The organism is Priestia flexa (genome assembly GCF_021441905.1).
Lineage (GTDB): Bacteria > Bacillota > Bacilli > Bacillales > Bacillaceae_H > Priestia > Priestia flexa.
In genome coordinates, this window is record NZ_CP090431.1 from 3170887 (window position 1) to 3184261 (window position 13375).

Here is a 13375-nt window from a genome sequence, read left to right on the forward strand (position 1 = left end):
TTTAATACCAAAACAAAAATTACTCCTATTATGAACGAATGTCAATATGTTTTCAGACGAATTGTAAAGACCCCACTTTACAATCTTATTCTCTTATTATATAAACCCTTGTTGTATCAAGGGATAACAAACCGTTGGATAATATTGGGGTTTACAAACTTTTAACATTTTTATTTATTCTGAAAATTAAATCGAAACAAAGAAGAAGGGGAGTACTTAAATTCTCCCCCTCTTTTTTTCTTATTTAATTGTTATTTTTGGCTAAATATATTTTTTACCTTTGGCGTAACATCATGACTACCTTTTTTTACATCCTCAACCATCATAGCTACTAGTAAATGTGGTGACTCAGTATCTACCGCTACAAACCAACCATTTTCTTTTCCTTTCTCACCTTGAGAAAGTTTCAATTCTGCTGTACCAGTTTTTCCAGCAAGCGTTAAGTTACTTATTTTCGCTTCTTTCGCTGTCCCATTAGGATCTTCAATAACGCCAATTAAGCTTTCTTTGATCTTTAAAGCTGCTTCACTACTCATTACGTCCTCTTTCCAAAACTCAGGCTCTGTTTCCTCATTCATAACAAGCTTTGGTTTAATCATATTCCCATCGTTTACAATAGACGAATATACAGATGCTAGATGAAGAGGACTAATCTGCACTTCTCCTTGTCCATATGCTGAATTTGCTAAGAGAAGTTCAGAGTCTATAGAATTGCTTTGTGAAATTTTAGACGTTTGAAACGGAAACTCGATTGGTAACTTTTCGTTAAAACCAAACTTCTTGCTACCTTGCTCAAACGCTTTTACTCCTAATTCCGTTATTGCTTGGGCAAAATAAATATTATCTGATGTGACAAGCGCATCTCGAAAATTGACGTTAGGTTGATTACCTACACGCGTGACATAAAAATCGCCCCAACTGCTATCTTTTTGCCATTTATCACCGATTGTTCTCTTTTCATTCAAATCAAACTTCTCACTGTCAGCAATCAATGCTGCCGATAGTAATTTAAATGTAGAGCCAGGTGAATATGTTTTGTTAAAACGGTTCAGTAACGGCTTAGCTGCGTCGTTAGACAGTTTACTGTACTCTGTAGATGTAATTCCTAAAGAAAAATGGTTTGGATTAAAAGAAGGTGCACTAACCATTCCTAATACATCTCCTGTTGTAGGATGAATCGCAACCCCGAGCCCCTTTTCATCTTTTACTTGTTCATATAGCTTTTTCTGCATTGCTACATCTACTGTCAGCTGCACATTTTTTCCGTTTTCAGCTTCCTTACTCGCAATTTCTTTCTTTACGTTACCATCAGAACCCACAATCGAAATTACTGCTCCATCTTTGGCACGCAGCGTCTCTTCGTATTGAGCTTCTATACCAATTAAACCAGCGCTAGACTGGGAGTTGTATCCTTCACCCTTATGTTGTTTCAAAAACTCTGCCGTCACAGGGGCTACATAACCTACTAAGTGTGCACACGCTTCAGCACATGGATAAACACGTGCAGGTACATTATTAATTTGAACTCCTTCAATGCCTAGAAGCTGCTCTTCTCCTTTTAAAGCTTCATCTTCTGTCATTGTTTTGATTGGCACAAACTGATCTTCTTTTACCCATGAAGCATTAAGCGCCTTATCTATTTCTTCAGTGGATATATTTAAAAGCTTGCTTAAGCTCTCTTTATTCTCATCCATCTTCGCCTTGAATTTTACTGGTACAATGCCTACTTGAGAAGCATTTCCATTCTGAGCTAAATAACTTCCAGAACGATCGGTAATCTCTCCTCGCTCAGCTCGCAATGTTTTAACGCTTACTTCATCTCCGTCCGTCATTCCCTCAAAAATCATGCTGGGTTTCCAAGATACGCTCCACTTGTTTTTATCATCAACTTTTTCTTCAACCCATAGCGCGTTTTCTTTAAAAGAAACTTTCCCAGCTGCCGTGTCCATACTTACTTCAAACGGTAAAGAAATTTCATTATTTTCTGGCTTTCCCTCAGATTTTATGGCCTTTACTTTTAATTTCTTTACCTCAGCTCCGCCATAAATATTTTGATATCTAGCTACAAACTCATCTTTTGTCAAATCTTTTTTAGCTTCTTGAGATAGATAAGAATACATGTCTTCAAACTTTTGGTCATTCCAAAGCTTCACATATTGTTCAAAGCGATCGCTCGCTGCTTCTTCATTTGAACAGCCCGCTATAATCATGATTAACATCATCAAACAAAACAAGCTCAATTTTTTCATCTATTCATCCCCTTTAATTGTACTTTTTTCCTGCAATATTAAATTTTACATATATATTCCCAATTTAAGCAACTCTTTTCGTCCATTTGTTATACATCATACACATATGATTGTTTTCGACAAAAAATCAAGATATTTTGCGAATTTTTTTGAACAATTTGTGAATATTTTGTGTCTATTTTGTTAATCATTTGATATAATAAGTGTAAGAAGTTGTAAACAGGAGGCGATTAAAGTGAAAAAGTTCTTACAGTTTTACTTTTTATTTAGTTCTCTGTTCTGTTTTGGAAGCGTTTTCGTTTTGTTTCTCGTAAAAGAATATTATTTCGCACCTTTGTTCTTAACATTAGGATGCTTAAATATCTTCTTATTCAAAGTCTATATCCAGCAAACTAAAAAAGTCGATCAAGCTGTTCCTACTAAACCAAAACCAACAACCTAAAAAGCCGCTCTTTATGAACTGCACCTCCAATTGTTAGACTGTGTCTAACAATTGGGGTGCAGTTCATTTATGAGTCGGCTTTTTTAAAATTTTTATTTTGACTTCCTTTATGATAAATAGACAAGATCTTGCTTCTTTAGAGAACTCCTTCATTTTATTATTCTATTAAAACAAAAAACTCTCACCTAAAATAGGTAGAAGCTTTCCATTCAGCAATCCGCTGGTCCTCAAAATACCAATCTATCCATTTCATTATCTTGAAATATATCAAATTATTCCGATTTGTCAACTATGATTAATGAGATTTTTCAACCTTTTTCCATTTAAAAATCTTGTTTAACATTCCATAAATCATCTTCGACTCTTTCGTTAATAATGGTCCGAGAATGGCTAGAATGAGTACATATAAAGCTGCGAATGGTTGTAAAATTGAAGCCAGTCCACCCGCTATTCCAATATTAGCCATAATAATTGAGAATTCCCCACGTGAAACAATCGTTAATCCAATATTCGTTGATGCTTTATGAGATAATCCGCTTTTACGACCAGCTATCATACCAGCTGTGAAGTTTCCGATGATGGTTAAGATAACCGCACCGATTGCTAACCATGCTGCATCTAATAGCGTTAAAGGATCAATGCTTAATCCAAAGCTAAAGAAGAAAATCGCTCCAAAGAAATCTCTAAATGGAATGACTAAGTGCTCAATGCGATCGCGATGCTCCGTTTCTGAAAACACTAGACCTAACAGCAATGCTCCGATTGCTTCTGCAACGTGAATTGTTTCTGAGAATCCAGCAACAAAAAACAGTGTTGCAAACACAACAATAATAAAAATTTCATTTGAAGAAATGTTTAATAATTTGTTGAGTAGAGGCGTTGCTTTGCGAGCAATGATAAAGAACAACAACATATAACCAAACGCAATTAAAACCGATACGACAGAGCTCCAGATGGACGTGTGGTCACCAAGTACAAGCCCTGATACGACGGATAAATAGACTGCTAGGAAAATATCCTCAAACATAATAATTCCTAGAATAAGTTCAGTTTCAGGGTTAGCCGTTCGCTTTAAGTCAACCAGAACTTTAGCAACAATTGCGCTTGAAGAAATCGTAATAATACCAGCCATAATGAGTACTTCTAAAAGAGGATAACCTGTCAAGTACCCATACAACAAACCAAGACTAAAGTTAATTAAGATATAAATGGAACCACCAACAGCGATAGAACGCCCTGATTTAATTAACTTTCCGACTGAAAATTCCAAGCCCAAGTAGAAGAGAAGGAATAGCACCCCAATTCTGCCCATAAAAGAGATAATTTCTTCACTTTCAATAAACTTAAAGCTTAGGGCTCCAAATTCCGGAGCATGTGGTCCTACTGCCATTCCTAATAAGATTAAAAATGGAATAATAGTAAATTTTAATTTATTTGCCAAAACAGCAGCCACTGCCACCAATACTAGCGCTGTTCCAACTTCAAAAACTAAATGATCCATAGATTAAGCGCTACCTCCTTTTGAAAGAAGCTCTGTAATTAACCGTTTCAAGTTGCCTCTCTCACCAGAAATAACGAGCGTGTCTCCTTCTTCAATAACAGTATCTGGACCAGGACTAGAAAGCTTTGTTTTGGATCCTTTCATAATGGCGATGATTGTTACATCATAATTACTACGAACGTCTATATCGCCGATAGTTTTATTATGAGCTTTGGCGCCCGATTCAACTTTATACCATTCGATGATGAGGTCATTAAAAGCCACTTCGATTGTTTCCATTGCCTTTGGCTTATAAATCATGCCTCCTAAAATGGCAGCCAACTGTCTGGCTTCTGTATCGTTAAGCGTAATATCAAAAGCACTTTCTTCCAAGTCTCTTTTATCAAAATAATATACTTCACGACGACCGTCATCATGAAGAATAATAACAATACGATTTCCTTCCTGTGTATCAATTTCAAATTTTCTGCCGATACCTGGAAGCTCAGATTCTCTAATAACCATGCATGAACAACTCCTATAACATAATGATTTTTTGATAGTTACTCATCTTAATCTCGTGTAAATCTAATAAAGTGTATATGGGAAATTATAGTTTTATAGGGTAACGTTTAATACATAAAAGTTTGCACAGCAAATAACCTTATTAAACGTTAATTTTTTATAAGGTAAACGTAGGATTTTAATTGTTGAATAGTTAGAGGTAATTTGTTTGAAATTGTTTTGCATAAATAAAGGGTTGTCGGAGAGCAAATAACTCTTTTTGACTTTCATATATTAGAGGTTGTTCAACTTGTGTTACTGACAAAACAGGTGCGTATCCCGTTTCGAACGATATATTAAAATGCTTGGTAACGAGCTTTACGCCAGTTGAATGCTGTACACTTTCTGTAGGATGATTTAATGCTACAGTATCAACAGTGGCATGTTGTTGTGTACCATCGTTTAATGAAACTGGCAAATTACCTAAAGGTAAAGCAAGCAGCATGAAAAACATAATTAAAAACCAAACTCTTCTCATATTTGCACCTCCTTTTATCTAAAGTAGAGAAAATCTCTCTCACTTTTTATTATACGGAGAATGCGTTTTGCATTCAAGCGATAAGTTTCATTTATGTATATTTTTATTTATTTTAATTTTTTCTAATGATACATTCTAAACACTAACAAAAAGCGGGTTCCCAACAGGGATACCCCGCTCATGTTATAATTCAAGTTCCCCCATACGAAGGAGTTCGACAACTGCTTGAGAACGCCCCTTAACTCCAAGCTTTTGCATCGCATTTGAAATGTGATTGCGCACTGTTTTTTCGCTAATGAATAGTTCACTCGCGATTTCTTTTGTTGTTTTGTCTTGTACTAGAAGCTCAAATACTTCTCTTTCACGCTTTGTCAGCAGTGGTTTAGGTTGAAACTCTTTTTCTTTCAATGTAACCCTCCTTGCCTGATCCTGAGTTGAACTATCGGATGGGTGTAAATTTAGTCACCATATCTTATGTAGGAAGCAATAAATGGGTTACTGCATTCTAAATTTTTTCAAAATAAAAAGAGCTCCACAGCTGCAAAAGCCGTGGAGCTCTTTTGTAATTATACTTGATCGCTACCGAAGAAGTTACGGAATGCCTGAATCGTTGTGTCTCGGTTAAGCGCTGCAATTGATGTTGTTAATGGAATACCCTTTGGACAAGACTGCACGCAGTTTTGTGAGTTACCGCAGTTTGCAAGGCCTCCATCCCCCATAATTGCTTCTAGTCTTTCTCCTTTATTCATAGCACCAGTTGGGTGAGCATTAAATAATCTTACTTGAGAAAGTGGTGCTGGTCCGATGAAGTTTGATTTATCGTTAACGTTTGGACATGCTTCTAAGCAAACTCCACACGTCATACATTTTGAAAGTTCATATGCCCACTGACGCTTTTTCTCAGGCATGCGAGGCCCCGGTCCTAAGTCGTATGTTCCATCGATTGGAACCCACGCTTTTACTTTCTTTAATGAATCAAACATTCTGCTTCGGTCAACTTGTAAGTCACGAACAACAGGAAATGTCTTCATTGGCTGAAGTTGAATCGGCTGTTCTAACTTATCTACTAGAGCGGTACAAGATTGACGGGGCTTGCCGTTAATGACCATTGAACATGCTCCACAAACTTCTTCTAAGCAGTTCATATCCCAGTTAATAGGTGTTGTTTCATTACCGTTTGCATCAACAGGGTTACGGCGGATTTCCATTAGTGCAGAAATCACGTTCATATTAGGGCGATAAGGTATCTCAAATTCTTGATTATAAGGAGCTGTCTCAGGCGAATCTTGACGAGTAATAACAAAACGAACTGTTTTTTGTGCCGTTTGTTGTGCACTCATTTAACGAACCCCCTCTTGTTGTTTTTTCGTTGCTTTTTTCTCATCTTTTTTCTTTGTATAGTCACGTTTACGTGGCTTAATTAATGACACATCTACTTCTTCATAATGGAAAGCTGGTGCCTTTTTCTTATCAACAAACTGAGCCATTGTTGTTTTTAAGAATTCTTCATCGTTACGATCTGGGAATTCAGGCTTATAGTGAGCCCCACGGCTTTCGTTACGATTGTATGCACCTAGCGTCACTACACGAGAAAGCTGAAGCATATTTTGAAGCTGACGAGTAAACGTTGCCCCTTGGTTACTCCACTTCGCTGTGTCGTTAATATTAATACGATCATAGCGTTCAATAAGCTCTTGAATTTTCTCATCTGTTTGTAACAGCTTGTCATTATAACGTACAACTGTCACGTTGTCAGTCATCCATTCTCCTAACTCTTTATGAAGAATATACGCATTTTCTGTTCCATCCATTGACATAATACTTTGCCATTTTTCTTCTTCCTGCTTCACATGTTGATCATATAGGCTTGTTGGTAGAGCATCGGCACTTTTCTCTAAGCCGTTAATGTAATCAACCGCTTTTGGCCCAGCGACCATACCGCCATAAATAGCTGATAGAAGTGAATTAGCACCTAGACGGTTTGCACCGTGCTGGGAGTAATCACACTCACCTGCTGCAAACAGACCAGGAATATTTGTCATTTGATCATAATCTACCCACAATCCGCCCATTGAATAGTGAACAGCTGGGAAGATTTTCATTGGTACTTTACGTGGGTCGTCTCCCATGAATTTTTCATAAATTTCAATGATTCCACCAAGCTTGATATCAAGCTCTTTTGGATCTTTGTGAGAAAGGTCTAAGTAAACCATGTTTTCGCCGTTAATACCAAGCTTTTGCGCTACGCATACATCAAATATTTCACGTGTTGCAATATCACGAGGTACCAAGTTACCGTAAGCAGGATATTTCTCCTCTAAGAAGTACCAAGGCTTACCATCTTTATATGTCCAAACACGTCCGCCTTCACCACGAGCAGATTCGCTCATTAAGCGAAGCTTATCGTCTCCAGGAATGGCTGTTGGATGAATTTGAATAAACTCCCCATTTGAATAGTAAGCTCCTTGTTGATACACAATGGATGCTGCTGAACCAGTATTAATAACTGAATTCGTTGATTTTCCGAAAATAATACCAGGTCCACCTGTGGCCATAATTACCGCATCTGCAGGGAATGTTTTAATTTCCATAGACTTCAAATCTTGTGCGGTAATTCCACGACAGGTACGCTTATCATCTAATACTGCTCCTAAGAATTCCCAACCTTCATACTTTGTTACGAGCCCTGCTACTTCATAGCGACGAACTTGTTCATCTAATGCATACAGAAGCTGCTGCCCTGTTGTTGCGCCTGCAAACGCAGTTCTGTGATGCTGTGTTCCTCCGAATCGTCTGAAGTCTAACAAACCTTCAGGAGTACGGTTAAACATAACACCCATACGGTCCAATAAATGAATAATGCCTGGGGCAGCTTCACACATTGCTTTTACTGGAGGTTGATTGGCTAAAAAGTCTCCGCCGTATACCGTATCGTCAAAGTGTTCCCACGGTGAATCTCCTTCACCTTTTGTATTTACAGCTCCGTTAATACCACCTTGAGCGCAAACTGAGTGAGATCTCTTCACTGGAACTAATGAAAACAAATCAACTTGTTTGCCAGACTCAGCAATTTTAATTGTTGCCATTAAGCCCGCTAAGCCGCCACCAACAACAATAATTCTTCCTTTACTCATCGTAACCTCACTCCTTTAAAACGTAATTTTATGCAAATGCGAATAATGTACGTACACCTACAAATGTTAATGCGAAGAAGATCGCTAATGTTACATATGTTGAAATTCGTTGAGAGCGAGGTGTTACAGTTAACCCCCAGCTAACGCCAAATGACCATAATCCATTAGCAAAATGGAAAATCGTTGACACAACACCAACAATATAAAATACCATCATACCAGGATTACTTAAAATATCTTGCATCATATTAAAGTCTACTTTTTGACCAAGCGCAGCTTGAATACGTGTTTCCCAAACATGCCATGTAATGAAAATAAGCGTTACAACGCCAGATACACGTTGTAAGACAAACATCCAGTTACGGAAGAAACCGTATCTGCTTACACTCGTTTTGGCAGTAAACGCAATATACAAGCCATAGATAGCATGAAATAGAATAGGTAAGAAGATAATAAAGATTTCAAGTGCGTAGCGAAAAGGTAAGCTCTCCATAAAATGAGCTGCTTGATTAAACGCTTCTTCTCCCTTTGTTGCAAAGTGGTTGACAACCAGATGTTGGACTAAAAATATGCCTACTGGTATGACACCTAGTAAAGAATGTAGTTTGCGATACTGAAACTCTTTGTTCGCTGCCATGTGCGTAATACCCCCCTTAGTTAGATAAACAATGTTAGTGAAAACAAAGCTCCCGAATAAAATAAATAGATTGATACAGCAGAAAATGAAAACCTTTGCATTCTCTATTAAAATATGTGACACATCAATTTTACTCCCATCAACATAGAGCGTCAAGATAAGATGTTTAAATCTTCATTAAAATATAAATTTATGAAAAATTAAGTTTGTTAACGCTTACGAAGTTGATGTTATAGGATTTTATATTTTTTACACTTCTTATTGTACACCTTTATGTAACCGTTTTCTACAAAAGATTGCGACTTCCTATAAAAGGATATTCATTTTATTGTACAATAATTTTTTACGTATTTCGAAAAGTTATAGATGCAACAACCATCTCATGGACTTTGCTTGATTTATTTTTAAAAATAGATGAGAGAACTGCTCAATTTGTATATAATAGATGTAAAGAAAGAGGGGAAAAAATGAGCAATCAACAAACTGAAACGCAGCAAGAAATCGTTGAAAGTGAAGAAATCAATCAAACCGATACTCCACAAGCACCTACAACTCCTTATTTTGGATACAGCTTACTTCGAGACGTGTTAATTCCAGAGCTTCTTAGCAATGATACGAATGAAATCTCGTACTGGGCAGGAAAACAGTTAGCACGAAAATTTCCACTTTCCTCTGTTGAAGAGATTAGCGGCTTTTTTGTGAAAGCTGGCTGGGGACAATTAACCATTTTAAAAACTGAAAAATATAACATTGAAATGGAATTAACAGGTGAAGTTGTCAAACGAAGATTTACTGAGTATCCCAATTCATCTTTCCATCTTGAAGCTGGCTTTGTTGCTGAACAAGTTCAACAGTTAAAAAACTGTCTAACAGAAACTTATTTAACCAACAAAGAAAAAGCCGACAAAGTCCTTTTTTCCGTTCAATGGGATAAAAAAGATATCATTACACCTGAAACTAGAACGGAAAGATATAAAAAATAAAAGCGGGCTGTGCCCGCTTTTATTTTTGAACTTGATAAATATCTTGCTCTTCTAATTCAAAAGCAGTGTGCAAAGTTTCTACCGCTTTGACCATGTCTTTATGTGGCACAACTGTTGATACTTTAATTTCAGACGTACTTACCATTTTCACTTCAATTTCTTCCACAGCTAATACTTCAAACATATCGGCAGCAACGCCTGGGTTTGAAATCATACCCGATCCAACAATCGAAACTTTAGCTAAGCCCCTTTCATGCTCCACTTTTTTATGACCTACTACTTCTTTTAACTGAGCTAGCACAGATAAAGTCGTATCCGTATCTTCTGTTTTAATCGAGAAAGAAATAGATAAACGATTGTCTGACGTCACATTTTGAATAATGATATCCACGTTAACGTGCTCTTTTGCTAATGCTGTAAAAATGGTTGATAATGTCTGAAGCTCATTATTTAGCCCTTCAATTGTGACTCTTGAGATATTATCTTCAAATGCAATTCCTCTTACTACTAAGTTCTGTTCCATCGATACTTCCTCCTCAACAATCGTTCCTCTTTCTGATACTAGACTTGACCTTACCTCTAGTGGCACCTGATAGTTTTTTGCAAACTCTACTGCTCGAGGGTGCAATACACCCGCCCCTAGATTTGCAAGCTCTAGCATTTCATCATATGAAATAGACTGCAGTTTACGAGCGCCTTGCACGTAGCGAGGGTCCGTTGTAAATACTCCCATTACGTCTGTATAGATATCGCACTTATCTGCTTTTAATGCCGCTGCTAAAGCTACAGCTGTTGTATCAGATCCGCCTCTTCCTAACGTTGTAATACTGTTATCTTCCGACATTCCTTGAAATCCTGCTACGACCACAATATGATTTTCTTTCAAACGCCCTGCAATGGCTTGTTCATTAATCTTGGTGATTCGTGCATTTCCATGCTGAGCTTCCGTACAAATTCCTGCCTGCCATCCTGTATAGGAAGTAGCGTCATAGCCTTTTTCTTGCAGCGCCATTGTAAGGAGAGAAATGGTAACTTGCTCACCGGTTGTTAGTAGCATATCCATTTCTCGTTTACTTGGTTTACTTGTAATTTCTCCTGCTAATCTTACTAATTCATCTGTTGTTTTACCCATTGCTGATACAACCACTACTACTTGATTGCCTTGCTCAACTTCCTGGATAACTCGATTTGCTACATGCTGAATTCGTTCTGTTGATCCAACAGAAGTTCCACCAAATTTTTGAACGATTAATCCCATAAGTCTCCTCATCCTTTCACTTGTTTTCAATATGATAAAGAGGCGATCTATTGCTTAAGCTCAGACAATAAAAAAAGCAATGAGATGGATATCTCATTGCTTAACGAACGAAAAGTATATATAAAACGTTCAATGCCGTGAGATAGCTCTCCAAGAAACACATTCTTGACAATCCTACATTTATTCAACGCAGAACCAGCAAATGACTCTATGAGATGTCATTCACTTCGGCAAATTTTCCTTTCCACATTTATCTTTAGAGCTCATACTCTTCCAAATGTGTACTCTTAAAATTCGCACCTCTATCTTCACTTCAGTTTAATGAAGTGTCATATGAAATTATGTTCTAGCTTATCAGAGTTTAAACTGGAATTCAATACTAATTTTTTAAGGCTTCAACAATTTGTTCCGCAACCGGCCTTGGAACTCCTGCATTTTGAATCTCTTCGATTGATGCTTCCTTCATCTTTTTAACGGATCCAAACTTTTGCAACAACGCTCTTTTACGCTTTTCACCTACTCCTGGAATATTGTCTAATATAGACTGAAAAGCCGATTTAGAACGAACTTGTCGATGAAACGTAATAGCAAAGCGGTGAACCTCATCTTGAATTCGCTGAAGCAAGTAGAATTCTTGGCTGTTACGCTGAAGTGGAACAATTTCAGGAGGATCTCCAATCATTAAATTAGATGTTCTATGCTTTTCATCTTTGACTAATCCAGCTGTTGGAACAAGCAGCCCTAGTTCATTTTCCAAAACATCTTGAACAGCTGCTAAATGACCTTTTCCACCGTCAACAATAAGTAAATCTGGTAAAGGTAAACCTTCTTTTAATACGCGCGTATATCGTCTTCGTACCACTTCACGCATTGAACCATAATCATCAGGGCCTTCAACCGTTTTAATTTTATACTTTCGATATTCTTTCTTTTCAGGTTTACCGTCAACGAAAACGATCATAGCAGAAACAGGATCTGTTCCTTGAATGTTGGAATTATCAAAAGCTTCAATACGATAAGGCGCTTCAATTCCTAGTGCTTGCCCCAACTGCTCGACAGCACCAACCGTACGCTGTTCATCTCGTTCAATTAAATAAAACTTTTCTTTTAAGGCAATTTGAGCGTTTTTTGACGCAAGCTCAACAAGCTCTTTCTTTTTTCCTCGTTTTGGATGCTGAACGTCTACTTCTAAAAGCTGTTCTGCAAGGTTTGCATCTACAGTTGCTGGCACAAGAACTTCTTTAGGCTTTAAGTTTTTTCCGTAAAATTGTCCAATGAACGTTAGGAAATCTTCTTCTGGTTCGTGGTAAAACGGAAACATAGACACTTCGCGTTCCATTAGCTTTCCTTGTCGAATAAAGAAAACTTGTACACACATCCAGCCTTTATCATAAGAATAGCCAAATACATCACGGTTAATAAAGTCATTGAACGTTACTTTTTGCTTCTCCATTGTAGCTTCAATATGAGCAATTTGATCTCGATACTCTTTTGCACGTTCAAAATCTAGCTCTTCTGAAGCTTTCATCATCTTTTCTGTTAATTCAATTTTCACCTGTTCATAACCACCGCTTAGAAAGCGCGTAATATTATCAATAATTTCTTTGTTTTGGCTATCCGTAACGTCATATACACAGGGAGCTAGGCACTGTTCAATATGATAATATAAACATGCTCGATTAGGCATCGTCGTACATTTCCGCAAAGGATAAATGCGATCTAATAGCCGCTTGGTTTCATTTGCAGCCTGAACATTTGGATACGGTCCAAAATATTTTCCTTTATCCTTTTTAATTTTGCGCGTGATGACAAGGCGAGGGTGTTTTTCATTCGTAATTTTAATAAAGGGATACCCCTTATCATCTTTCAGCATAATATTATATTTAGGATCATGCTTTTTAATTAAATTCATTTCTAAAATAAGGGCTTCTAAGTCTGACGACGTCACAATATACTCAAAGTCTACAATATCATTAACCAGGCGCAGCGTTTTTCCATCATGAGACCCTGTGAAATAAGAACGAACTCGATTTTTTAGAACCTTTGCTTTTCCAACATAAATAACCGTTCCATACTTATCTTTCATTAAATAACAACCCGGTTGTTCAGGTAAAATAGCCAGCTTTTCTTTTAAATAAGGATTCATACCG

General features: G+C 37.2%; 12 protein-coding genes and 1 riboswitch. Of the genes, 2 read left to right on the forward strand and 10 right to left on the reverse strand.

Annotation, left to right across the window (positions count from 1 at the left end; all coding sequences use genetic code 11):
• Nucleotides 1-251: 251 nt before the first annotated feature.
• On the reverse strand, nucleotides 252-2249 hold the full coding sequence (locus LZP85_RS16330; RefSeq protein ID WP_076512647.1) for a penicillin-binding transpeptidase domain-containing protein: 1998 nt from the start codon (nucleotides 2247-2249) through the stop codon (nucleotides 252-254).
• 235 nt (nucleotides 2250-2484) lie between these two features.
• Between LZP85_RS16330 and LZP85_RS16335 the strand changes: the two genes are divergently transcribed.
• The gene (locus LZP85_RS16335) at nucleotides 2485-2691 is read left to right on the forward strand and encodes a hypothetical protein (protein ID WP_061785402.1); all 207 of its coding nucleotides are present in this window, start codon (nucleotides 2485-2487) and stop codon (nucleotides 2689-2691) included.
• A gap of 295 nt (nucleotides 2692-2986) precedes the next feature.
• Here the strand turns inward: LZP85_RS16335 and LZP85_RS16340 are convergent, their stop codons facing one another.
• The 7 genes from LZP85_RS16340 to LZP85_RS16370 form a co-directional block, all read right to left on the reverse strand.
• A complete protein-coding gene (locus LZP85_RS16340) occupies nucleotides 2987-4192 on the reverse strand; it encodes a cation:proton antiporter (RefSeq protein WP_025907853.1) in 1206 nt (401 codons plus the stop codon).
• Nucleotides 4193-4195: 3 nt separating this feature from the next.
• The gene (locus tag LZP85_RS16345) at nucleotides 4196-4696 is read right to left on the reverse strand and encodes a cation:proton antiporter regulatory subunit (RefSeq protein ID WP_119543221.1); all 501 of its coding nucleotides are present in this window, start codon (nucleotides 4694-4696) and stop codon (nucleotides 4196-4198) included.
• A gap of 193 nt (nucleotides 4697-4889) precedes the next feature.
• Entirely contained in the window at nucleotides 4890-5213 is a 324-nt protein-coding gene (locus tag LZP85_RS16350; RefSeq protein ID WP_061785405.1) for a hypothetical protein, read from the reverse strand.
• A gap of 183 nt (nucleotides 5214-5396) precedes the next feature.
• The gene (gerE, locus tag LZP85_RS16355; RefSeq protein ID WP_013059396.1) at nucleotides 5397-5621 is read right to left on the reverse strand and encodes a spore germination transcription factor GerE; all 225 of its coding nucleotides are present in this window, start codon (nucleotides 5619-5621) and stop codon (nucleotides 5397-5399) included.
• A 158-nt stretch (nucleotides 5622-5779) separates the two neighbouring features.
• Entirely contained in the window at nucleotides 5780-6553 is a 774-nt protein-coding gene (gene sdhB, locus LZP85_RS16360) for a succinate dehydrogenase iron-sulfur subunit (protein WP_025907850.1), read from the reverse strand.
• Entirely contained in the window at nucleotides 6554-8347 is a 1794-nt protein-coding gene (gene sdhA, locus LZP85_RS16365) for a succinate dehydrogenase flavoprotein subunit (RefSeq protein ID WP_061785406.1), read from the reverse strand.
• A gap of 28 nt (nucleotides 8348-8375) precedes the next feature.
• The gene (locus tag LZP85_RS16370) at nucleotides 8376-8984 is read right to left on the reverse strand and encodes a succinate dehydrogenase cytochrome b558 subunit (protein ID WP_025907848.1); all 609 of its coding nucleotides are present in this window, start codon (nucleotides 8982-8984) and stop codon (nucleotides 8376-8378) included.
• 467 nt (nucleotides 8985-9451) lie between these two features.
• Between LZP85_RS16370 and LZP85_RS16375 the strand changes: the two genes are divergently transcribed.
• A complete protein-coding gene (locus LZP85_RS16375; RefSeq protein ID WP_076512644.1) occupies nucleotides 9452-9967 on the forward strand; it encodes a YslB family protein in 516 nt (171 codons plus the stop codon).
• A gap of 19 nt (nucleotides 9968-9986) precedes the next feature.
• Here the strand turns inward: LZP85_RS16375 and LZP85_RS16380 are convergent, their stop codons facing one another.
• Together LZP85_RS16380 and uvrC are read right to left on the reverse strand one after the other, a co-directional pair.
• Entirely contained in the window at nucleotides 9987-11225 is a 1239-nt protein-coding gene (locus LZP85_RS16380; protein ID WP_119543222.1) for an aspartate kinase, read from the reverse strand.
• A 135-nt stretch (nucleotides 11226-11360) separates the two neighbouring features.
• A riboswitch (Lysine riboswitch) is annotated at nucleotides 11361-11538 on the reverse strand.
• Between the two features lie 66 nt (nucleotides 11539-11604).
• Entirely contained in the window at nucleotides 11605-13371 is a 1767-nt protein-coding gene (gene uvrC, locus LZP85_RS16385; protein ID WP_119543223.1) for an excinuclease ABC subunit UvrC, read from the reverse strand.
• Nucleotides 13372-13375: the final 4 nt, after the last annotated feature.